Source organism: Pseudomonas sp. KH_046_1 (genome assembly GCF_057839025.1).
The window spans coordinates 4947304-4969393 of record NZ_CM174481.1; the positions used below are offsets into that span (position 1 = coordinate 4947304).

The window sequence follows — 22090 nt, forward strand, 5'->3', positions numbered from 1 at the left end:
CATGTCGAGGGATTTAAGGGTGGATTAAGTTACACAGGCTAACCTGATCTCACTTGAACGGATCACCCAAGGAAAGAAGCCCATGAAGACCCTGACTGCTTTGTTGACCGCTGCAACCCTGACCCTCAGCGCCGGCCTGGCCCAGGCCGATGTGCGGGTCGATCAGATCCCGCAACTGGTCAAGGACGGCAAGATCAAGCCACTGGAAGACCTGAACAAGATCGCCCTGGATCTGCACCCGGGTGCAACGATTACCAAGACCGAGCTGGACAACCACTTCAACGGTTACGAGTACGAAGTCGAACTGCGTGACGCCAAGAACGTCGAGTGGGATGTGGACATCGATGCCTCCAACGGCAAGGTCCTGGAAAACAAACAGGACACGTAATCGCGAAACAGACAAAAGCCGCACGATGGGAACATCGTGCGGCTTTTGCGTTTTCGGGATTCAAGCGCTCAGGCGCGCCGTCACCTCGTTTAACCGCCCCGACAAACCGTGCAGGTTGGTGCTGGCCGCTTCAGTGCGCTGCACGTTGTCCAGGTTGGTGCTGGCGATGCTGGTGATCTCGGTGAGGTTGCGCGAGATGTCTTCGGCCACCGAGGTCTGCTCTTCGGCGGCAGTGGCGATCTGGCGGTTCATGTCGCGGATGGCTTCCACGGCCAGGGTGATGCGTTCGAGCATGGCGCCGGCCTCCGTCACTTGCTGCACGCTTTGTTCGCTGCGTGACTGACCGCTTTCAATCGCCTGGGCCGCTTCGATTGCACCGGTCTGCACGGTCTGGATGATCTGGTTGATCTCGATGATCGACGCCGCCGTGCGCTGGGCCAGGCTGCGCACTTCATCGGCCACCACCGCAAATCCGCGTCCGGCCTCACCGGCGCGGGCCGCCTCGATGGCCGCGTTGAGCGCCAGCAGGTTGGTCTGTTCGGCGATGCCGCGAATCACTTCCAGGACCTTGCCAATGCGCCCGCTGTCGGTTTCCAGTTGGCGGATGACCGTGGCGGTGTTGGCAATTTCACCGCGCATCTGGGTGATCGTATGGATGGTGCCCTGCATGACTTTTTCGCCCTGCTGGGCGGACTGGTCGGCATCGTCGGCGGCCCGCGCCGCTTCGGCGGCATGACGGGCGACTTCCTGTGCCGTAGCGGACATTTCGTTCATCGCCGTGGCCACCTGATCGGTGCGGTTGAACTGCTCGTTGGTACCGCCGGCCATCACGGTGGCGATCGAATTCAACTCACCGCTGGCGCTGTCCAGGTCCGACGCACTGCACTGCAAACGGCTGAAGGTTTCAGCGAGGAAATCGCGCAGGGTGTTGGCGGCCATCGCCAGTTTGCCCAACTCGTCCTGACGGGTGCTGGCCACGCGCTCGGCAATACGCCCCTGGCTGAGTTGCGCCACGTATTCGATCAATTTGCGGATCGGTTCGACCAGGTTGCGGTTGACCAGCCACAGGCTCAGCAGGCCGATCAGCAACCCCGAAACCAACATCACAATGATCCCCAGCATCACCGTGCGATCGGCAGCGGCGCTGATCAGTGTCGATTGCTCGGCGCCCTGCTTGCGCAACTCGCTGACCAGTTCACTCATCTGATCGCTGGCGGCGCGGTCCACACCCTTGACCGCCGCGTCGCCCGCCGCAGGATCACCACCGGCGGCCACGAACGCGTCCCGGCCCTTCTGATAGGCCGCGCCCAACTGGCGATGTTCGTCACGCAAGCGCTCGATGCGGCTCTTGAGTTGCGGTTCGATACCCTTCTGCGCGGCCAGTTCGCCGAGGATGTTTTGCACATCACGCTGACGGTCTTCGAACTGCCCCCAGTACTTGCTCAGGTCCGCCGGTTGCTTGCCGCGCAACAGGACGTTTTTCCACTCCTGCACCTGCACCTTGAATTGCAGGTTGGCTTCATCGATCAATTGCGAGGTATGCAGTGGGCCTTCGATCAGATTGGCGTAGTTCTGCACGCCGCTGGAAAGGAAGTGAAAGCACGCCAGGGCGATCAACAGCATCGCCAGCAGGCTGCCGCTCAGCAGGGCGAGAATTTGTGCTCTCAGGGACTTTTGCAAAAGCATCAGATGGTACTCATGACAGGAATGAGGCACGCCCCGTTAAGGCGTGAAAAGTGTCCGGACTTCCCTGTCTGCGCTCCCGGCCTAGGCCTGCGGCGCGCAACTCAACCCAAGCGTGATCGGCTAGCCAGAGCGATTCTTGAGAATATCCCGACCGCCGGTAGAGCAATCGTTTGCGTTATTTTCCCGTCACCAAAACGTCATCCCCGCTTGCGATGATGCCGCTCAAGTGAACCTGCGAAACCTGCGACAGGCGTCTCCCCTTGCGAGCCCTCATGAACCACAGCATCGATCACAGTCATCGCGACACGGATCTGTTCGGCCTGCTTTACGGTTTCAGCTTTCGCCCCGGTGAGGCCGGTCGGGAAATCAATTCCGCCGAGGCCTTGCAGTACCTGCAACAACCGGAAAGCGACGAGCAATTTCTCTGGCTGCACTTGAACCTCGCCCACGCCGCGTGCGAACGCTGGATGAAAAGTCATCTGGAGTTACCCGAGGAATTTTTCGAGGCGCTGCACGAAGGCTCGCGCTCGACGCGCATCGAACATGTCGACTCCGCGTTGCTGGCAGTGGTCAACGATGTAGTGTTCAACCTCAGCAACATGGTCTCGTCGGATGTCTCGACCCTGTGGGTGTGCGCCCGCAGCCAATTGATCATCAGCGCACGCCTGCAACCGCTGCACTCGGTGGACAAATTACGCTCGTCGGTGAAGGCCCGGGAGTGCTTTCGCTCCCCTCTGGAGCTGCTTGTGCATCTGCTGCGCGACCAGGGTGAAGTGCTGACCCAGATCGTGCGCAAGACCAGCCAGAGCGTGGACCAGATCGAAGACGAATTGCTGTCCTCACGGCTGTCGACCAACCGCGCTGAACTGGGCGCCAATCGCCGGGTGCTGGTGCGCTTGCAACGGCTGCTGGCGCTGGAGCCAGGCTCATTGTTGCGCCTGCTCAACCGGCCGCCGCAATGGCTGCAAAAAGAAGACGTGAAAGAACTGCGCAAATCCACCGAGGAATTCGCGCTGATCATCAACGACCTCACGGCGCTGGGTGAGCGGATCAAGCTGTTGCAGGAAGAGATCGCCGCCAACATCAACGAACAGACCAACCGCACGCTGTTCACCCTGACGGTGGTGACGGTGCTGGCGCTGCCGATCAACATCATCGCCGGTTTCTTCGGCATGAACGTCGGCGGCATTCCGCTGGCCGGTGATCCGGAGGGTTTCTGGGTGCTGGTGGCGCTGGTCGCGACCTTTACCGTGATTGCCGGGCGCTGGGCGTTTCGTAAGCAGCAGGATTATTGACCGCAGCTGGAATCTTGTGGGAGCGGGCTTGCTCGCTCCCACAGGAGTGCAAATCCCAGGGTCGCAGCCTGGGTTCGAAGCACATCATCCCGGCGGGTTTTCCCGTCGGGATTTTTTTCGTCCAGCGGCACGGCATTTGCTCGCATGCTCAAAGGCTTGCGCTTTATTGACGCACCACACGTCCGCCAGCCCTTCAGTTTGTCAGCCTGTTGCCGACTCTTATGAGAGCCAAAGTATTCCTGGGTGAGAACCGTGAACTTATTCATCAATCAGTTGCACAAGCACGCTGATTTCAGAAGTGCGATCTACGCTGGCGACATCTTCCTCAACACCGAACTGAAAGCGGCAAAGGAACTCTGTGCCTTTGCCCAGGAAAGCATCACCGCCGCCTTCGATGGCGAGACCAATCACCAGGCGCTGCACACGCTGATGCCGGTGGAAGAGTTCGTGGTGCTGGTGACCCGCCTCAAGGGCCAGTTCACCAACAGCCTGCGTGCCAAGGAGCTGATCCGCAGCTTCACCGACGAAATCGGTGCCGCTCCCGAGGAGTTCATTTTCGACGTACCGCGCATCCGTGTCGTGCCCAACTACGACTACCTGCACGCCGGCGTCAGTTATGCCTACAAGCCCCATCGCGATACCTGGTATGGCGGTGTCGATTGCCAGATCAATACCTGGATGCCGGTCTACACGATCCAGCCTGAGCAGACCATGATGATCAACCCGGCCTACTTCGACGTCCCGGTGAAAAACACCTCGGCGCAGTGGAGCCTGTCCGACTGGATCGGCGTGCAACGCCAGCGCGCCAAGGACAACGTCAAGGAAGAGGCGCGCCAGCACCCGGTACCCACCGAAGCGATCAACAGCGCCTCTGAACTGCGCATTGCCGGCAACACCGCCGAGATGCTGGTGTTCTCGGGTTCGCACCTGCACGGCACCGTGCCCAATTACACGCAACACACCCGCTTCAGTGTGGACTTTCGCCTGATGCACCTCGACGACCTCAAGCAGCAGCGCGGCGCGATCAACGTCGACAGCGCCTGCCCGGATGTCGGCGCCGGTTTCAAAGACTACTTCCACGTCCACGACTTTTCGAATTTCCGAGGAATCCCGCAATGACCAAGCGTCGCATCACGCCCGCTGAGGCCCAGTACAACGAAACCCGTACCAACGTCCTGAAACGGGTCGATGCCGAATACGTGGCTGACGCGCCGTTCGTCTTCGCCAACCGCATTGGCGTGACCGCCGCATTGTCGCGCATGGAGCTGTTCAAGAAGGTCGCCGAAGTGCCGGGCGCGATCATTGAGTGCGGCGTGTACAAGGGCAACTCGTTGATGCTCTACATGCACTTGTCGATGATTCTCGAGCCGTATGCGATCAACCGCTCGATCGTGGGTTTCGACACCTTCGAAGGCTTCCAGAGCATCGACAAGAAAGAAGACCCGGCCGACGTCAACGAGACCATGTTCGCCGACACCGACCAGTCGCTGATCCAGGACATGATCGACGCCAACGACCTGTTGCGCCCAGTCAACCGCATTCCGCGCTGCGAGCTGGTCAAGGGCGACATCGTCAAGACCGTACCGGAGTGGGTCAAGACCCGTCCGGACCTGGTCGTGGCCATGCTGATCCTCGACACCGACCTGTACGAGTCGACCAAAGTCGCGCTGGAAACCTTCCTGCCGTACATGCCCAAAGGCGCGATCGTGGTGCTCGACGAAGTCGCCTACCGCAACTTCCCGGGCGAAACCAAGGCCCTGCGTGAAGTGCTCGACCTGAACAAGATCGAACTCAAGCGCCTGCCGTTCGATTCGTGCGTGGGTTACTTCCACGTCTGATCCAATGACCTGGAAACGGGCGCAAAACCTGTAGGAGCGAGCCTGCTCGCGAAAGCGGTCTGACATTCAACATTGATATTGACTGTCATGCCGTCATCGCGAGCAGGCTCGCTCCTACAAGGACCGGTTTCAGATTACTGACCCGCCCCCTCGCCACAAAAACACGACTCAGCAAGCCTCGCGAGTCACCAGCATCCGCTCCCGAACCACGTCATACATCCAGTGGTAGACGTAGGTGTACGGCAGGAAGAACAGCAACACACCGATATCCAGCAGGAACGCCTGCCACAGGCTGACATTCAGCCACCAGGCGATCAGCGGTACGCCGAGGGCGACCAGTCCGCCTTCGAACAACAGCGCATGCACCACGCGAACCCAGGCGTTGTGTGCGATGGCGAGACGCTTGAGCAGCCGATCGAACATACCGTTAAAGACCACGTTCCAGGCCAGGGCCAGGCCGGCGATGAGGACGGTGACCATGCCCATTTCCAGCATCGGTTTCTTCATGATCCAGGCCAGCAACGGGGTACAGATCAGAATGGCCAGCAGTTCGAAGCCGATGGCTTGAAAAATACGTTCAGTAATGGATTTGTTGGCGCTCATGGCCGAACTCCCTTGAGTGACTGTGGTTGCCATGATCCGTCACCACGTCGATACTTCATAACCAATAACCATCGATCAAGGCGATAGTTCATGGCCTCTCACGAAGTGTTGCTGGCATTTGTCGAAGCCGCGACCCAAGGCTCGTTTTCCGCCGCGGCACGCAAGTTGGGCCGCAGTCAGTCGACCATCAGCGCGGCGGTGGCCAGCCTGGAAATCGACCTGAACCTGACGCTGTTCGACCGCAGCAGCCGCAAGCCCGGGCTGACCCCGGCCGGGCACGTCATGCTGCAACGGGCCGAAGACATCCTGGCCGCCACCAGTCGCCTGGAAATAGCCGCCAGTCAACTGTCCCAAGGGGTGGAAGCGAAGCTGACGGTGGCGCTGTCCGATACCTATCAGTCGGACCGCTTCGAAGCCGCCCTGAGTGCCTTCGAGCAGCGTTACCCGGACCTGGAGCTCGAGTGCCTGATCGCCGAATGCGATGACCTGATGTCGCTGGTGCAAAGCGGCCGGGCGCAGATTGCCTTCGCCGAAATGCAGGACAGCTACCCACCGGACCTGGTCAGCTCGACAGTGGACGAGCGCACGGAAATCGCCTTGTTCGTGTCCCGGGCACACCCGTTGGCGACGCTGGACTGCGTCGATCGGGACGTACTGCAGCAACACCGCGAACTGCGCTTGGCCACCATCATCAATCCCTATGAAAGTCGGGCGAAGGGCCGCGTCTGGTCGGCGCCGAGTTATCTGATGCTGCTGGAAATGGCCCAGGGCGGATTCGGCTGGGCGCCGTTGCCGCGCTGGCTGGTCGAGCGGTTCGGGCCCGGCACGTTGCAGGAACTGGTGGTGCGCGGCTGGCCGAAAACGGTGTCGGTGGATGCGGTGTGGTCGCGGTTGAATCCGCCGGGGCCGGCGGGGAGCTGGTTGTTGGGCAAGATGCTGGAATAGCGGCGCGGCCATTCGCGAGCAGGCTCGCTCCCACAGGTGACCGAAGTGTTCAGGCGAATGAGGTCTGAATGTGGGAGCGAGCCTGCTCGCGAAGAGGCCAGCAAGGACACTTCAATCCAACGCCTTGAGCCGCTCTTCGATAAACCGCCGCTCCGGCTCTTGCCGGGTCAACGCCAGCGCCCGTTCCCACGCTGCCCGAGCCTCTTGTTTGCGGCCCAGTTGCCGACAGAACTCCGCCCGCGCCGAATGTGCCAGGTGGTAGTCGAGCAGTTCTCCCCGCTCCAGAATCGCGTCGACCAACGTCAGCCCCGCCAGCGGTCCATCGCGTTGCGAAATAGCCGCTGCACGATTCAACTCGATCACCGGTGACGGCACAGCCCGCAGCAGGACGTCATACAGCCCGACAATCTGCGGCCAATCGGTTTCCCCCGCCGTCGGGGCTTCGGCGTGCACCGCCGCGATCGCCGCTTGCAGGCAATAGGGTCCGAATCGTCCCATGGTCAGCGCCCGCTCGACCAGCGTGCAACCTTCGCTGATCAACCCGGCGTCCCACAGTGAACGGTCCTGCTCGTCCAGCACGATCAACTCGCCGCTCGCCGAGGTCCTGGCCGGGCGGCGCGACTCGTGCAGCAGCATCAATGCCAGCAAGCCCATTACCTCTGGCTCCGGCAGCAGTTCCACCAGCAACCGGCCGAGGCGCATCGCTTCGCGGGTCAAATCCTCACGTATCAGTTCGGCCCCGATGGACGCCGAGTAGCCCTCGTTGAACACCAGGTAAATCACCCGCAATACGCTGTCCAGGCGCTCGGGCAACTCAGCGAGCGTCGGCACTTGATAAGGGATTTTCGCATCGCGGATCTTCGCCTTGGCGCGCACGATGCGCTGCGCGATGGTGGCCGGGGCCGAGAGAAAGGCCCGGGCGATTTCTTCCGTGGTCAGGTCGCAGACCTCCCGCAGCGTCAGCGGCACTTGTGCGTCCGCCGCCAGGGCCGGGTGGCAGCAAGTGAAGATCAGCCGCAGGCGATCGTCTTCCACGTCTTCATCACTCCAGTCGGCCTGTTCCAGCGCCTCCAGTTGCGCGATCAGCAAAGGCCGCGACGCGGCAAAACGCGCGCGCCGGCGCAAGGCATCGATGGCCTTGAAGCGCCCGGTGGACACCAGCCAGGCCCGCGGCTTGTCCGGCACGCCATCACGCTGCCAGCGTTCGACCGCGATGAAAAACGCCTCATGCAAGGCCTCTTCGGCGAGGTCGAAATCCCCCAGCAAGCGAATCAGGGTCGCAAGAATGCGCCGCGACTCTTCGCGATAGACCCGCTCGACCTGCGCCTGAACCGGCAGCCCTGGCATCTTAAGGATTCAACTGCCGAACGGGGCGCACTTCGACACTGCCGACCCGGGCCGCCGGAATGTTCCCGGCGACCTGGATGGCTTCGTTGAGGTCCTTGGCATCGATCAGGTAGAAGCCGGCCAGCTGCTCCTTGGTTTCAGCGAACGGGCCGTCGGTGATAGATATCTTGCCGTTGCGCATGCGCACCGTGGTGGCAGTCTGTACCGACTCCAGCGCCTCGGCGGCGACCATCCGGCCACTGCCCTGGATCGACTCGGCATAGACCATGCACTCTTCGTCCTTCGGGCTTTCCGGCAGCGAATGCAGCAGGCGCTCATCGCTGTAGACCAGGCATAAATACTTCATCACGCTCTCCTTATCGAACGATCAACTATGGCCGCTGATTGGCATTCTGGCTCGGCTTCCCGACGATCAGGGTTTGAGATCGAACAGCGTCGCGCCGCTGGTCATGTCGAACGGTGCCGACCAATGTTCGTGGACGATCTGCCACAGCCCGGCTTCTTGCCGATAGCAGGCGGTGACGCGCATCCAGCAAGACTGGGTTTCGCCCTTGTCGTTGGTGCCACCGCAATGGGCCAGCCAGTGAGCGAACGCAATTTCCTGGGACGGCTCGATGGTGATTTCGTGGAATTCGAAGATGTGAGGGCCGGGGCACATTTCCATACAGGCCTGCCAATGCGCGCGATACGCCGGCTTACCTTTGAATTGCAGGGCCTTGACCGCGTCGAAGGAGACGATGTCATCGGCATAAAGAGCCATGACTTTTTCAATGTCCTTGGCCATGACCGCCTGACGATAGTTCTCGATGAGGTTCTGGATTTGGGTTTGCGAGTTCATGGTGGTTCTCCGTGGTTTTTATAGTGAAGACACCCTTAGTCGTCCGGCGATCCGGCAAATCGACAGACGAAATAAAAATAAACCATAAAGCCAAACTCGCTAGAATCCGAGGTTCATTTCCGTTGGAAAAAGGACACTCCAGTGACAGCCCGACTCGTGCCTTATGAAAGCCTGAATGCGCTGCAGCGCCAACAGGTCGAGGCCATTGAAGTACATTCGCAACAGATCAGATTCTCGGGTGACATCCACGGCGCCTTGCACACGTTGTTGTCCAAGCCCGGACCCGGCGTCAAGGGATTTGCCCTGCTGGCCGAGGATGTGCCTGTCGCGTTCCTGCTGCTCAAGCGCCCGCCAGTGTTGCCGGCCTGGGCCGATGAACACAGCGCCACCCTGCATGCGCTACAGGTCGATCAGCACGCCCAGGGCAAGGGCTACGGCAAGGCCTGCCTGCAAGCGCTGCCCGAAGCGGCGCGCCTGGCCTGGCCGGAAATCAGGGGGCTGGAGTTGTCGGTGGATGCCGACAACGAAGCCGCCATCGCCCTGTATGCCAGGTTTGGCTTTGTCGACAGCGGCGAGGCGTACAAGGGCCGGATCGGTTATGAGCGGCGGATGGGGTTGGTGTTCTAGGCACGGCCCCCACCAACACCACAAAACTACTGTGGGAGCGAGCCTGCTCGCGAAAGCGGACTATCAGCCGAAATCTCTGTTGAATGTTGTACCGCAATCGCGAGCAGGCTCGCTCCCACAGGGGATCTCCAACAGTCTTACAGCGTCAAAATCATCTCATGCCACGCCATGCCGCCATGGTCGGACGCCGAGGGTTTGATATAGGCAAAGCCAAAACCGGCATACAACGGAATATGCCGCTCCTTGCACATCAAGTTGATACTGACCTTGCCCATCCCACGCATGCGCTCGATGAACTCGCCCATCAGGCGCTTGGCCAGGCCTTGCCCCTGATAATCCGGGTGCACCACCACCGACATGATCACCACGTGCGGCCCGGCCGGGTCGTGTCCGATCAGTTCCTTGAACGCCTCGTCCGACATTTCCACCTGAAACGCCGCACCGGAATTGATGAAACCGGCAACAACTCCATCCACTTCCGCAACGATAAAACCCTCGGGCCAGGTGGCGATGCGGGTGGCGATCTTCTCGCGGGTCGCGGCTTCGTCACCTTCATAGGCAAGGGTTTCGATGGCAAAGCAGCGGTCCAGATCGGCGGGGGTGACGTTGCGGATGACGGTGTTCATGGCAGCTCGGAATCAGCGTGGGAAAGGCTGGGGATGATAAATCAGCCGCCGTGGGACATCGAGAGACGAATCGGCTGATCCGTCTCTCGATACACGTGTCACGCCTTGATCGGCAGCCAGATTTCCAGTTTGCCGGTGTTGAGCTTGGGGTTGAAGTCTTCGCTGTAGCGTTCGAACTCCGGGGCGTCCAGCGCCTGGTGTCCGGACTGTGGCAGCCAGGTGTCGAAGATGTAGCGAAAGGTCTGCGACAAGGTATCCAGCGCCCCCTTGTGCTCGAACACCGCGTAATACTGCGGCTGCACTTCAACCCAGCGGTAGGTTTCCGGCAAATCGTCGAGCTTGCTGATCTCGACCCCTGCGATGTAATCGAAACCGCCCTTGCCGTCGAAATTGCAGCAGACGCCGTAAGTGACTTCGCCTTTTTGACCCGGAATTTGGCCCAGATGCGGGTTGAACTTCTCCCAGAGTTCGGGAATACCTTGAACGGTTTGTTGGGTAAATGTTCCGCCCAGTCCTGCAATCAGCAGGAAGTGCCCGTGTTCGAAGCGTGGTTGCGTCAGTTCGACGCGTGCTAACTCATCCATGACTCGACTCCTGACGCATAAAAATGGGTTCGGCTGGGAGTATAGAAGCCAAACCCGATTCGCCCAATTACAGTGCGTGCAATTGCTCGACGGCAGCGACGCCAACGAATTCGTTGTAACCCGATAGGATCACGTAGACCGCGAAATAGCAGAAGATCGCTGCCGATGCCATATAGGAATAACGCAGCAATTTGTCGCCCAGCAACTTGCCGCCATGGCTCGCGGCGAAGCACAAGCCTGCCGACCAGAGCAACCCGGCACAGAGGAAGCCGCCGAGAAACAGTGCCGAACTGAGCGGGCCACCGCCACCGGAACGAGCGATCAGGGTGCCGCCCACTGCCGCGAACCAGAGAATCGCACTGGGCGAAGACATGGCGAGAAAGATCCCGCGCAAGAACTCCTTGCGGTGGGAGTTGTTCCCGACCTCCGCCGTTTCGGCCAGCAGCGCCTCGTGGTGAATCGCCGAATAGATCATCTTCGCCGCGAAGTACACCAGCAGCGCCGAGCCACCGATCCACAACACCCAGCGCACGCTTTCGTACTGCAGCAACACGGTCATGCCGGCCAGCGCCAGTACCGCGTAGATCAGGTCGCCGACACAGGTCCCGAGGCCCAGGGCAAAGCCCTGGAAATAGCCGCGTTGCATGGCCAGGGTGATCATCGCGATATTGGCCACGCCGATATCCAGGCACAGCGAGAGGCTCAGCAAGAAGCCGCTGGTAAATTCCATCGAACCCTATCCTTCGGACAAATTTGTTTACATTGAGGCTGGACAGTCTGCCACAGCAGCCCTTACATTCCGCCACAGGTCACCGCTGACCTGCGTCGCTCGGACGGTTCCGGGCGCTTACGTTATCCGAGGCAACAATGGCCGAACAAGGTTCGCCGCGCCGCTTTGCGCGCATAGATCGACTCCCCCCTTACGTTTTCAACATCACCGCCGAGCTGAAGATGGCCGCCCGTCGTCGTGGCGAAGACATCATCGACTTGAGCATGGGCAACCCCGACGGCGCCACGCCGCCGCACATCGTCGAAAAACTTGTGCAGGTCGCTCAGCGTGAAGACACCCACGGCTACTCCACCTCCAAGGGCATTCCACGCCTGCGCCGGGCGATTTCCAACTGGTACAAGGACCGCTACGAGGTCGACATCGACCCGGAAAGCGAAGCCATTGTCACCATCGGCTCCAAGGAAGGCCTGGCGCACTTGATGCTGGCGACCCTGGATCAGGGCGACACCGTACTGGTGCCGAACCCGAGCTACCCGATTCACATCTACGGCGCGGTGATTGCCGGCGCCCAGGTGCGCTCGGTGCCGCTGGTGCCGGGCGTGGATTTCTTCGCTGAACTGGAGCGGGCGATTCGCGGCTCGATCCCCAAGCCGAAGATGATGATCCTCGGTTTCCCGTCCAACCCCACCGCCCAATGTGTGGAGCTGGATTTCTTCGAGCGTGTCATTGCCCTCGCCAAGCAGTACGACGTGCTGGTGGTGCACGACCTGGCCTACGCCGACATCGTCTACGACGGCTGGAAAGCCCCGTCGATCATGCAGGTACCGGGGGCCAAGGACATTGCGGTGGAGTTTTTCACCCTGTCCAAGAGCTACAACATGGCCGGCTGGCGCATTGGCTTCATGGTCGGCAACCCGGAACTGGTCAACGCCCTGGCACGGATCAAGAGCTACCACGACTACGGCACCTTCACCCCGCTGCAAGTGGCGGCCATCGCTGCGCTTGAAGGCGACCAGCAATGCGTGCGCGACATCGCCGAGCAGTATCGGCAGCGACGCAACGTGCTGGTCAAGGGCCTGCATGAACTGGGCTGGATGGTGGAAAACCCGAAAGCCTCGATGTACGTCTGGGCCAAGATTCCCGAGGCTTATGCGCACCTGGGCTCGCTGGAGTTTGCCAAAAAACTGCTGGCAGAGGCCAAGGTGTGTGTCTCGCCGGGCGTCGGGTTTGGCGAGTACGGCGATGATCACGTGCGCTTTGCCCTGATCGAAAACCAGGACCGGATTCGTCAGGCCGTGCGCGGGATTCGCGGGATGTTCCGGGCGGATGGGTTAGTCAACAAATCCAACGCCTGACACCTATCCCCTGTGGGAGCGGGCTTGCTCGCGAATGCGGTGTATCAGTCAATAGAGATGTTGAATGTACCGGCCTCTTCGCGAGCAAGCCCGCTCCCACATTTGTTCTATGTTCAGCCCTGAATTCGATCACCCACAAAAAAACCGCATCGCTGCGGTTTTTTTGTGTCTGTCGAATCGCTTAGACGAACAGCGACAACAACAAGATAAAGCCCAGGCCAACCACGGAGAGGATGGTTTCCATCGCGGTCCAGGTCTTGAAGGTTTCAGCCACGGTCATGTTGAAGTACTGCTTGACCAGCCAGAAACCGGCGTCGTTGACGTGGGACAGGATCAGGGAACCTGCACCGGTGGCCAGCACCAGCAACTCACGGTTCACCCCAGGAATCATCCCCACCACCGGCACCACGATGCCGGCACCAGTGATGGTCGCCACGGTCGCCGAACCGGTCGCGATACGGATCACCGCCGCCACCAGCCAGGCCAGCAGGATCGGCGAGATCTGTGCATTGACCGCCATGTGGCCGATCACGTCACCCACGCCGCTGGTCACCAGCATCTGCTTGAAGCCGCCACCGGCACCGATGATCAGGATGATCGCAGCGGTCGGCGCAAGGCTCGCGTCCAGCCATTTCATCATTTGGCTGGAACCGATGCCCTGCTTGTAGCCGAAGGTATACAGCGACAGCAGCAATGCCAGCAGCAACGCTGAAATCGGGTGACCGATCAAGTCCATGAAAGCGCGGAAGATGTTGCCATCGGGCAGCACCACGTCGGCAAACGTCTTGAGCAGCATCAGGAACACCGGCAGCAGCACGGTCACCAGCGTGATGCCGAAGCTCGGCAGTTCGGCCGAATCCGCTTCGCGGGACAATTGATCCACCAACTCCTGGTTCGGATGACCGGGAATGTGCTTGGCAATGAACGTACCGAAGATCGGGCCAGCGATGATGGCGGTTGGCAACGCTACGATCAGGCCGTACAGAATGGTTTTGCCGATGTCGGCACCGAATACGCCGATGGCCAGCAGTGGACCCGGGTGCGGTGGCACCAGGCCGTGTACCGCGGACAGACCGGCCAGCAGCGGGATACCGATCTTGATGATCGACACGCCGGTGCGGCGGGCCACGATGAACACCAATGGAATCAGCAACACGAAGCCGATTTCGAAGAACAGCGGAATGCCGACCAGGAACGCAGCGAACATCATCGCCCACTGCACCTTGTCCTTGCCGAAGGCGCGGATCAACGTCTGGGCAATCTGATCCGCCCCGCCTGACTCGGCCATCATTTTGCCGAGCATGGTGCCCAGCGCCAAGATGATGCCGACAAAGCCAAGCACGCCACCGAAGCCGTCCTGGAACGCTTTGATGATGGTGCCGATCGGCATGCCGGAGGTCAGCCCGAGGAAGGCTGCGGCGATGATCAGTGCGAGAAATGGGTGCAACTTGAACTTGGTGATCAGGACGATAAGCCCGATCACCGTGACCACTGCATCGAGCAGCAGGAACGTCTCGTGGGACATGCCAAACATTAGGGGTGTCTCCTGGTTGTTGTTGTTATTTAAAGCGGGTTAGTCAGAAGCCGTGAGGACAGCGCTGTCTTTGCAAACACAGTCATACCGCCTGCTTCAGGCCGTTCGCCTGCCACCAGACATGAGCCTGCGCCGCCAGTTGCTCGACGCTATGGGTCGAAGCATCCAGCGCCAGGGTCAACGGCTCGCCGACGGGCGATTCGAGGGTGGCGAACTGGCTGTCGATCAGGGTCGACGGCATGAAGTGGCCTGGCCGATGGGACACACGGTCGGCGGCGACTTCGGGGGTCAATTCAAGGAACACGAAGCCCAGGCCCGGCAAGGCACTGCGCAGACGTTCGCGATAGACGTGCTTGAGCGCCGAACAGGTCAGCACCGGGCGCTGGCCCATGGCGTCGACACGGCGCAGTTCATCGCACAGGCTGTCGAGCCAGCCGGCACGGTCTTCATCGTTCAGGGGAATACCCGCGCTCATCTTTTCGATATTGGCGGCAGGGTGAAAAGAGTCGCCTTCAATGGCCGTGGCGCCGCTCAAATGGCACAGGGCCTCGCTGACGCACGTCTTGCCGCAACCGGCAACGCCCATGATGACCAGGGCGGTGATGGGATGATTCATGTAACACCTCAGCGCGCAGACAGCGCTACCTTTGCCAGTTATGACACTAGATCAAAAGCAGATGTTGCCGACGCCTTTCTTGTCATTTTGTGGGTTGCAGCAGGTTAGGTCTCAACGCCAAAAAGAGAGGATCAGGCGAACCCTCGCTCACGCATTTGCAGCTGCATCGAGACAGCGCTACCTTAGTGCCTTGAATTTTGTTTGGCAAGCCGTCGATGAATCCAACTAAAAACGATAAAAATACCCGCACCACTGGCCGCCCTACCCTGAACGAAGTGGCCCGACTGGCCGGCGTCAGCCCGATCACCGCCTCCCGCGCCTTGCGCGGGGTCAGCACCGTGGCCACCGAGCTGGTGGAAAAGGTGCAAAAAGCGGCGCTGGAACTCAACTATGTGGTCAACCCCGCCGCCCGCGCCCTGGCCTCGGCCCAGAGCCAATCGGTGGTGGTGTTGGTGCCGTCGTTGTCCAACCTTTTGTTCATCGACACCCTGGAAGCCATTCATCAGGTTTTGCGCCCCAAGGGCTTCGAAGTGCTGATCGGCAACTTCCATTATTCGCGCGATGAAGAAGAAAACCTGCTGCGCAACTACATGGCCTATCAGCCGCGCGGCTTGTTGCTGACCGGTTTCGACCGCACCGAAAGTTCGCGGCGGATGATCGAAGCCAGCAACATTCCCTGCGTGTACATGATGGAGCTGGACAGCGCCGCCGGGCTCAATTGCGTCGGCTTCTCGCAACTGGCGGCTGGTGAAACGGCTGCCGAACACTTGCTGTCTCGCGGCCGCAAACGTCTGGCCTACATCGGCGCACAACTGGACCAGCGCACCTTGCTGCGCGGCGAAGGTTTCCGCAAAGCCCTGCAAAAAGCCGGTTTGTATGACCCGGACCTGGAAGTGCTGACGCCCCGCTCGTCTTCGGTCGGCCTGGGCGGCGAATTGTTCTTGCAGATGATCGCCAGCCACCCGGATGTCGATGCGATCTTCTTCGGCAACGACGACCTGGCCCAGGGCGCGCTGCTCGAAGCGATGCGACACGGAATCAAGATCCCCGAGCAAGTGGCGATCCTCGGCTTCAACGACTTGCCCATGTCCGAACACATGGTCCCGCGCCTGAGCAGCATCAACACCCCGCGCGAAGCCATCGGCCGACGCGCAGCGGAGCAGATGCTGACGCTGATGGCCGGCAATACTGTGGCCAAGCCGGTGCAGGACATGGGGTTTGAGTTGAAGGTTCGGGAGAGTACATAAGCGCGACACATACCCATTGTGGCGAGGGAGCTTGCTCCCGTTGGGTTGCGAAGCAGCCCCCAAAACCTGCGCTCCCCGCTGGATCTGGCACACCGAATGTCATGGTTTACGACGGCTACGCCGCCGAACGGGAGCAAGCTCCCTCGCCACAGGTTCCGCGATTAATCCTGCGGATCGAGGTTATCCAGCACCCGGTTCACCGCCAGTTCAGCCAGCATGATGATCTGTGCAATCGCCAGCGCCGTATTGCGCTGGCTACCTTCCAGAAAAGCAGCAAAGTCATTGGTCATGACGCTCGCCGAGGCCAACGATTCACAGGCGTGCGCCAACAGAGTTTCGTTATTGATGCCGGGTGAGATGGAGAACATTGGGCTGGGATTGCGTGGGGGGGGGTCGGCGTGGGTTTGAACATGGTGATGCTCCTAGAGTGATGGAGCTGCCACGATTCGCTGCTAGACGAAAATAAGGTGGCAGCCGTGCGCGGGCTAGCAGACCAGGACTCTAGAACCCGGTAGACCCGAAGATCTTCCCGCGCACAGCCGCCATAACATGAACTGACAGGCATAAAAAACACCTGTTCACGAGTGGTGGACGCTATGCGCCTAAAGTATCCAGGCTGCTAGACCCGATCGCTGATTTTGCAGCGACGCGGAACGATAGAGTCCGGATACCAGGCGCACAAGCCGGCGGATTCTGGCGTAGTTGTAGGCAATGACGCAATAAATCGTAGGCAGCGGAAACCTGCCGAAACGCCTTTCCTACAGACCACTCCTACAATTACACCTACGCCTTTCGCGATGGAGTAGCTCAAATGGAACACACACTGAAGATTCTCGGCAAAGCCTCGTCCATCAACGTCCGAAAAGTCCTGTGGACCTGCGAAGAATTGGGTATTGCCTACGAACGCGAGGACTGGGGCAGTGGCTTTGCGTCCACCCACAGCCCCGAGTTCCTGCGCTTCAATCCCAACGCACAAGTGCCGGTGATCATCGATGAAGCTGGCGTGTTGTGGGAATCCAATACGATCTGCCGCTATCTGGCCGGCAAACACCAACACCACCACGAGCTGCTGCCTGGCGAACCGGCCGCACGCGCCCGGGTGGAACAGTGGATGGACTGGCAAGCCACCGAGCTCAATCCGTCGTGGAGTTATGCGTTCATGGCGCTGGTGCGCAAGGACCCGGAGTTCCAGGACGCGCATCGCCTCGAAGTCGGCATCCGCGGCTGGAACCAGAAGATGGGCATCCTCGAACATCAACTCGCGACCACCAAGGCGTATGTCGCCGGACCACAGTTTACTTTGGCCGACGTTGTCATCGGTTTGTCGGTCAATCGCTGGCTGATGACGCCGATCGACCGTCCTGACTACCCCGCCGTCGATGAATATTTCAAACGCCTGGCGCAACACCCCGGTTTCCTGAAGCATTGTTGCAATGGCTTGCCTTGAATGGCCGCAGGTTGCCGCCTGGATCGCCACACAGCAAGGCAACCTCGGGCTTGCAAGGCCACTAGTCTGCCAGCGTTGAGGACAAAATCGGTTCAGCGGCTTGTCGGGGGTTACCGTCCGTCGAGCATGTCCAGCAGCGCCTGCACCGCCGCCGACGGTGGTTTGTTCGCCGCGACCACCAAGGCAAACTCGCGCTCGATCCGCGGCAACACCGGTACCACGCGCAAACCTTGCCGATTGCCCGGCAGCGTCATCTCCGGCACCAGGCTCACGCCGATGTTTTCCCGCACCAGGGTGAACGCACTGCTCCACTCACGGACCTCGACACGCACATCCTGCAGTTGCAGCCCCGCATCGGCAGCCAGGCTTCGCGCATTGGTCGAACAACCGCCCGTGGCCAGTACAAAAGGTTGCGTCACCAACTCTTCGAGGCAGACGCCTTCTTCATGGGAACGCCGCGCCAGCGGATGGCCCCCGGGCAATACCGCCATCCAGGCATCGCGTCCCAAAGGACTGGCCTTGCGCTCGGCAGACGGATTGAGCACCACGCCGACATCCACCAGTCCCGCGCCGAGCAAAGTTTCCACTTCGTCATCGCTGACCTCCAGGGCGACCACCTCAATGCCGGGGTAAAGCCGGTTGAACTGGCGCAGCAAAGGCGGCAGAACGGTCGCCAGGACCATGGGAAAACTGGCCAGGCGAATCGTCCCGCGTTCAACACCTTTTGCGGCCTCGACAGTGCTGCGAATGGCTTGCAGCGCACCGAGCATGGTCCGTGCCTGCTCGATGACCGGCAGGCCGATGGCTGTCGGCAATGTCTGGCGGTTTTCCCGGGTGAACAATTGAACGCCCAGGGTTTCCTCGATCAAGGCCAGGGCCTGGCTGGCCCCTGACTGGGTCATGCCGACCCGTTCGGCGGCCCGGGTGATGTTGCCGGTATCCGCCACGGCCACCACCATTCGCCAGTGCATCAGGTTCATCATGGCAGTAGCTTTCCTTGTGGCAGTTTTCTGAAAGATTAATTTTACCGTTGGCGCCGCGCACTATGACACTGGCGTAAATCCACAACCAGAGCCCGCCCCATGAAGCTGTATTACGCCCCCGAAGCCTGCTCGCTGGCGCCACACATTGTGTTGCGCGAACTGGAACTGCCTTTCCAATTGATCCGCGTCGACAACATCAGCAAAACCACTGCCGACGGCGACGACTTTCTCGCCATCAACCCCAAAGGCTACGTGGCCGCCTTGCAACTGGATAACGGCGAAGTGCTGACCGAAGGCCCGGCGATCCTGCAATACCTGGCTGATCTACATCCAGACGCGAAACTGGCCGCAGCCCAGGGGACATTTGAGCGGGTGCGATTGCAGGAATACCTGAACTTCATCTCGACGGAGATTCACGGCGGGCTCGGTTGGCTGTTCAACGCTCGATTTTCCGAAGAGGTGAAAGCGCTGATCAAGGAGAAACTGTTCAAGCGTTTTGCCGTGTTGAACCAGACGTTGGAGCGGCAGGATTACTTGATGGCGGGCGGGTTCAGCATTGCTGATGCGTATTTGTTTACGGTGCTGCGTTGGGCTCGGTTGTTCGACATTCAATTGAATGAGTGGCCGGCGTTGGCAAGGTTTCAAGCCAGGGTGGATCAGCGGCCGGCGGTGAAAGCGGCGTTGGCCGCCGAGTTGGCGTAGGACGTTAGATCAATCGCGAGCAGGCTCGCTCCCACAGGGGATCTTTGTTGACCACGGGATGAGTGGGCGCAACAGATCCAATGTGGGAGCGAGCTTGCTCGCGATGGCTACCTTCCAGACACTACAAAACTACAAGTTGGCACTCACCTTGGTAGCCACCTCCCCCGGCACCCAGCCCTTCCACACCTGCGGCTGTTCACGCAAAAACGCTTCGGCGACTTCGCGGGGTTTCTGCCGCTTTTCACTCATCTGGCCCAAGGTCTGGTTCAGCAGATCGATCGGCAAATCGACCTTTTCAAAGAACGTCACCAGGTCCGGGTATTGCGCCTTGAACGGTGCCGATACGCCGATGGCCAGGCTGGCCGGCATCGAGCGCGTGCCTTTGGGGTTCGGGTTGTTGGCGTCGGCCAGGGTTTTCCAGGCCTCGGCGTCGAACGGCGGTTCGTCGAGTTTCACCAGTTTGAAACGCCCCAACAGCGGTGTCGGCGACCAGTAGTAGAACAGCACCGGTTTGCCACGGCGGATCGACGACGCGACTTCTGCGTCCAGAGCTGCGCCGGAACCGGTGCGGAAATTGACGTAGCTGGTGGTCAGGTCATAGGCCTTGAGTTTCTGGCTGTTGACGATTTCCGAGGTCCAGCCAGTCGGGCTGTTGAGGAAGCGTCCGCGGCTCGGGTCCTCGGGGTCGCGGAACACGTCCTTGTATTTCGCCAGATCAGCAACGGATTTCAGCTCCGGGGCCAACGGCTTGATGCCGCGCTCGGGATCGCCCTTGATCACGTACTCCGGCACCCACCAGCCTTCAGTGGCGCCCTTGACCGTATCGCCGAGGCCGAACACCTTGCCCTCCGCCGCCGCCTTGACCCAGGCGGGACTGCGTCCGGCCCACTCTTCACCGATGACCTGGATATCGTTTTTGGCCAGCGCCGCTTCAAGGCTGACGGTGCTGCCCGGCAGCGTGTCGGTCGGATAGCCGTAACCTTTTTCAACGATCAGCCGCAGGATTTCGGTGATGAGGCTGCCGCTTTCCCAAGTGATGTCGCCAAAGTGAATAGGTGCCGTTTTTTCCGTGGCCGATGCCGGGTGGGACAACAGGCTCAGGGCCAGCAGCGAACTGCCGAGCAGAGTTTTGATCGATCTCATGCGGACCTCTTGTTCTGGAGTGGGCTGTTCAGGAATTGATTGGCGCTGTGCCGGTCGCACAGGGCTTGGGAACGGGTCATGTAGTCGCTGACTGAGCGCAGCGAGATGCCCAGCACAGCGGCGATTTGCGGATAGGTCAGGCCGTCGATCCGCGACAGCAGGAAGGTCGAGCGGACTTTGCCGGGCAGCCGCTGAAGACTGCGATCCACACGGGTCAGGGTCTGGGACAACTGAGCCAGTTCCTCCGGCGATTCGGCGTGGATCGGCTCGGCCTGTTGCAGTTGCTGAAGGTACTGGCGCTCCAGGTCACCTCGACGCCAACGCTGATAGAGCAGGCGCTGGGCGATGGTGGTGAGCAAGGCACGGGGTTCGCGGATTGCCGTCAGGCCAGGGGCCTGCAGCAGTTGCACGAAGGTTTCGCAGGCAATGTCTTCGACAGCGGCGGCATCGTTCAGGGACTGACGCAGGCGTGTGCAGAGCCAGTGGTAGTGAGCGCGGAACAGGCCGTCCACGTGTTTGCGATGAAGAATATCGGCGCCGGACATAGGGGCTCCTGGGTTAGGGGTCGCTGAATGTCCGGTGGTCCGGTGAGGCGAATCCTAGCAAGAAGCCTTATTCATTAATAATACTTAAAACTTATTTTTATATTCATTTATGGAATCAAAAAGAACACCTGACAGACCTCTACCGCAAATCCCCATACCCCAGCACCTCGGCACCTCAGCCTCACGCTGATAGTCGAGCACAACCTGATAGTCGCTTTCGTTGGCGGGCAGTACCTCTGGTAAGCCGAGGGTTTCGGCAACCTGCGGCAACTCGCGCAACGCCAGGTTCATCACCCGCAGAAGCTCTTCAGCCTGCTCATCGCTGACTGTCGCGGCGGTAATGAACGGTAAGGCAGGACTGAGCGCGCTGCGGGCAATCACGCGCAAACCGGCCACTTCCTCTGCGGCATGGTGCGCCAGATAGGCAAAGGTCACGCTGTCGATGGCCGCCAGATCGGCAAGGTCTTCGCGTAGCCAGCGCAGGCTTTCACGATGACTGCCGCTGATGCCGACCCGGGCAAAAAACCGCCCGTCACGCTGCAACGGCGCCAACCGGTGGCGCAGCAGGTTCATGCCGCTGTTGGAGTCCAGGCCATTGATTACGCCTCGGCTGCCACGAAAATCCGCCAGGGTTGGCCGTACATCATCAAGGCGTCCCAGAATCAGGCTGCAATGATTGCCGCCGCTGCTGTCCGGTAGCTCATAACGAGGCCGCCCCAGCACCCGGACCTTGCCGCGCAATGCCGTCATCAGCGGATAGCCGCAGGTTTGTGTCAGCAGCAAGTGCGGCGACAACCACATCTGCATCAGTGACAGGTCTTCGGTGTCACGGCGGGTGCCGCCCAGATGCTCGAGGATTCGCGCCAGCCAGCGTTCGTTGGCCTGGTGGATGGGTTCGGGGGCGGTGTACATCAGCAGTTCGGCGATGTGTTGGGTCATCGAAATAGTCCCATGCAACGTAAATCCCCTGTGGGAGCGAGCTTGCTCGCGATGGCGGTGTATCAGTCAGCA

23 protein-coding genes and 2 pseudogenes are annotated in these 22090 nt (G+C 60.3%); 10 read left to right on the forward strand and 15 right to left on the reverse strand.

Annotation, left to right across the window (positions count from 1 at the left end):
• Window positions 1–82 precede the first annotated feature (82 nt).
• On the forward strand, window positions 83–388 hold the full coding sequence (locus AC3IT9_RS22625) for a PepSY domain-containing protein (RefSeq protein WP_150756302.1): 306 nt from the start codon (window positions 83–85) through the stop codon (window positions 386–388).
• 60 nt (window positions 389–448) lie between these two features.
• Here AC3IT9_RS22625 and AC3IT9_RS22630 read toward each other — a convergent pair whose 3' ends face one another.
• On the reverse strand, window positions 449–2074 hold the full coding sequence (locus AC3IT9_RS22630) for a methyl-accepting chemotaxis protein (protein ID WP_489271080.1): 1626 nt from the start codon (window positions 2072–2074) through the stop codon (window positions 449–451).
• Window positions 2075–2346: 272 nt separating this feature from the next.
• Here AC3IT9_RS22630 and AC3IT9_RS22635 point away from each other — a divergent pair, with 272 nt between their 5' ends.
• The 3 genes from AC3IT9_RS22635 to AC3IT9_RS22645 all read left to right on the forward strand — a co-directional run bounded on the left by AC3IT9_RS22635 (window position 2347) and on the right by AC3IT9_RS22645 (window position 5207).
• Window positions 2347–3369: a transporter gene (locus AC3IT9_RS22635; RefSeq protein WP_489271081.1), complete on the forward strand. Its 1023-nt coding sequence runs from the start codon at window positions 2347–2349 to the stop codon at window positions 3367–3369.
• 252 nt (window positions 3370–3621) lie between these two features.
• Entirely contained in the window at window positions 3622–4488 is an 867-nt protein-coding gene (locus AC3IT9_RS22640) for a hypothetical protein (protein ID WP_489271082.1), read from the forward strand.
• Window positions 4485–5207, forward strand: a complete 723-nt coding sequence (locus AC3IT9_RS22645; protein ID WP_056725897.1) for a TylF/MycF/NovP-related O-methyltransferase — start codon at window positions 4485–4487, stop codon at window positions 5205–5207. Before AC3IT9_RS22640 ends, AC3IT9_RS22645 begins: the two co-directional genes overlap by 4 nt.
• A gap of 168 nt (window positions 5208–5375) precedes the next feature.
• On the opposite strand, the gene AC3IT9_RS22650 is transcribed toward AC3IT9_RS22645, so the two are convergent.
• The gene (locus AC3IT9_RS22650; protein ID WP_489271083.1) at window positions 5376–5810 is read right to left on the reverse strand and encodes a multidrug/biocide efflux PACE transporter; all 435 of its coding nucleotides are present in this window, start codon (window positions 5808–5810) and stop codon (window positions 5376–5378) included.
• 90 nt (window positions 5811–5900) lie between these two features.
• Here AC3IT9_RS22650 and AC3IT9_RS22655 point away from each other — a divergent pair, with 90 nt between their 5' ends.
• Window positions 5901–6755, forward strand: a complete 855-nt coding sequence (locus AC3IT9_RS22655; RefSeq protein WP_353741482.1) for a LysR family transcriptional regulator — start codon at window positions 5901–5903, stop codon at window positions 6753–6755.
• A gap of 111 nt (window positions 6756–6866) precedes the next feature.
• Here AC3IT9_RS22655 and AC3IT9_RS22660 read toward each other — a convergent pair whose 3' ends face one another.
• The 3 genes from AC3IT9_RS22660 to AC3IT9_RS22670 all read right to left on the reverse strand — a co-directional run bounded on the left by AC3IT9_RS22660 (window position 6867) and on the right by AC3IT9_RS22670 (window position 8940).
• The gene (locus AC3IT9_RS22660) at window positions 6867–8102 is read right to left on the reverse strand and encodes an RNA polymerase sigma factor (RefSeq protein ID WP_489271084.1); all 1236 of its coding nucleotides are present in this window, start codon (window positions 8100–8102) and stop codon (window positions 6867–6869) included.
• A gap of 1 nt (window position 8103) precedes the next feature.
• Window positions 8104–8448, reverse strand: coding sequence for a YciI family protein (locus AC3IT9_RS22665; RefSeq protein WP_489271085.1), 345 nt, complete (start codon window positions 8446–8448; stop codon window positions 8104–8106).
• Between the two features lie 66 nt (window positions 8449–8514).
• Window positions 8515–8940 carry a YybH family protein gene (locus AC3IT9_RS22670; protein ID WP_111279936.1) on the reverse strand — a complete coding sequence of 142 codons (426 nt, stop codon included), beginning with the start codon at window positions 8938–8940 and terminating at the stop codon, window positions 8515–8517.
• 141 nt (window positions 8941–9081) lie between these two features.
• On the opposite strand from AC3IT9_RS22670, the gene AC3IT9_RS22675 reads away from it, so the two are divergent.
• Entirely contained in the window at window positions 9082–9567 is a 486-nt protein-coding gene (locus AC3IT9_RS22675; protein ID WP_353741483.1) for a GNAT family N-acetyltransferase, read from the forward strand.
• Between the two features lie 137 nt (window positions 9568–9704).
• Here the strand turns inward: AC3IT9_RS22675 and AC3IT9_RS22680 are convergent, their stop codons facing one another.
• The 3 genes from AC3IT9_RS22680 to AC3IT9_RS22690 all read right to left on the reverse strand — a co-directional run bounded on the left by AC3IT9_RS22680 (window position 9705) and on the right by AC3IT9_RS22690 (window position 11507).
• Window positions 9705–10193: a GNAT family N-acetyltransferase gene (locus AC3IT9_RS22680; protein WP_489271086.1), complete on the reverse strand. Its 489-nt coding sequence runs from the start codon at window positions 10191–10193 to the stop codon at window positions 9705–9707.
• Window positions 10194–10291: 98 nt separating this feature from the next.
• Entirely contained in the window at window positions 10292–10777 is a 486-nt protein-coding gene (locus tag AC3IT9_RS22685) for a GyrI-like domain-containing protein (protein WP_150756291.1), read from the reverse strand.
• A gap of 67 nt (window positions 10778–10844) precedes the next feature.
• Window positions 10845–11507 carry a LysE family translocator gene (locus AC3IT9_RS22690; RefSeq protein WP_150726656.1) on the reverse strand — a complete coding sequence of 221 codons (663 nt, stop codon included), beginning with the start codon at window positions 11505–11507 and terminating at the stop codon, window positions 10845–10847.
• 137 nt (window positions 11508–11644) lie between these two features.
• On the opposite strand from AC3IT9_RS22690, the gene alaC reads away from it, so the two are divergent.
• Window positions 11645–12862, forward strand: coding sequence for an alanine transaminase (gene alaC, locus AC3IT9_RS22695; RefSeq protein ID WP_489271087.1), 1218 nt, complete (start codon window positions 11645–11647; stop codon window positions 12860–12862).
• Window positions 12863–13043: 181 nt separating this feature from the next.
• Here the strand turns inward: alaC and AC3IT9_RS22700 are convergent, their stop codons facing one another.
• Window positions 13044–14396: a GntP family permease gene (locus tag AC3IT9_RS22700; protein WP_489271088.1), complete on the reverse strand. Its 1353-nt coding sequence runs from the start codon at window positions 14394–14396 to the stop codon at window positions 13044–13046.
• A gap of 82 nt (window positions 14397–14478) precedes the next feature.
• Window positions 14479–15012, reverse strand: a complete 534-nt coding sequence (locus AC3IT9_RS22705) for a gluconokinase (RefSeq protein WP_150757878.1) — start codon at window positions 15010–15012, stop codon at window positions 14479–14481.
• A 215-nt stretch (window positions 15013–15227) separates the two neighbouring features.
• Between AC3IT9_RS22705 and gntR the strand changes: the two genes are divergently transcribed.
• Window positions 15228–16259 carry an HTH-type transcriptional regulator GntR gene (gntR, locus tag AC3IT9_RS22710; protein WP_489271089.1) on the forward strand — a complete coding sequence of 344 codons (1032 nt, stop codon included), beginning with the start codon at window positions 15228–15230 and terminating at the stop codon, window positions 16257–16259.
• 161 nt (window positions 16260–16420) lie between these two features.
• On the opposite strand, the pseudogene AC3IT9_RS22715 reads toward gntR, so the two are convergent.
• Window positions 16421–16645, reverse strand: a pseudogene (locus AC3IT9_RS22715) (DUF6124 family protein); the annotation flags it as partial.
• Window positions 16646–17070: 425 nt separating this feature from the next.
• On the opposite strand from AC3IT9_RS22715, the gene AC3IT9_RS22720 reads away from it, so the two are divergent.
• Window positions 17071–17706, forward strand: coding sequence for a glutathione S-transferase family protein (locus tag AC3IT9_RS22720; protein ID WP_151213944.1), 636 nt, complete (start codon window positions 17071–17073; stop codon window positions 17704–17706).
• A gap of 110 nt (window positions 17707–17816) precedes the next feature.
• Here AC3IT9_RS22720 and AC3IT9_RS22725 read toward each other — a convergent pair whose 3' ends face one another.
• Window positions 17817–18689, reverse strand: a complete 873-nt coding sequence (locus AC3IT9_RS22725) for a LysR family transcriptional regulator (protein WP_489271090.1) — start codon at window positions 18687–18689, stop codon at window positions 17817–17819.
• Window positions 18690–18788: 99 nt separating this feature from the next.
• Between AC3IT9_RS22725 and gstA the strand changes: the two genes are divergently transcribed.
• Complete coding sequence (gstA, locus tag AC3IT9_RS22730; protein WP_489271091.1) at window positions 18789–19391, forward strand: glutathione transferase GstA; 603 nt, start codon at window positions 18789–18791, stop codon at window positions 19389–19391.
• A 129-nt stretch (window positions 19392–19520) separates the two neighbouring features.
• Here gstA and AC3IT9_RS22735 read toward each other — a convergent pair whose 3' ends face one another.
• The 3 genes and pseudogenes from AC3IT9_RS22735 to AC3IT9_RS22745 all read right to left on the reverse strand — a co-directional run bounded on the left by AC3IT9_RS22735 (window position 19521) and on the right by AC3IT9_RS22745 (window position 22018).
• On the reverse strand, window positions 19521–20534 hold the full coding sequence (locus tag AC3IT9_RS22735; protein ID WP_150757889.1) for an ABC transporter substrate-binding protein: 1014 nt from the start codon (window positions 20532–20534) through the stop codon (window positions 19521–19523).
• On the reverse strand, window positions 20531–21079 hold the full coding sequence (locus AC3IT9_RS22740; RefSeq protein ID WP_150726665.1) for a sigma-70 family RNA polymerase sigma factor: 549 nt from the start codon (window positions 21077–21079) through the stop codon (window positions 20531–20533). Before AC3IT9_RS22740 ends, AC3IT9_RS22735 begins: the two co-directional genes overlap by 4 nt.
• 139 nt (window positions 21080–21218) lie before the next feature.
• Window positions 21219–22018 (reverse strand): annotated as a pseudogene (locus AC3IT9_RS22745) (phosphate/phosphite/phosphonate ABC transporter substrate-binding protein).
• Window positions 22019–22090 lie beyond the last annotated feature (72 nt).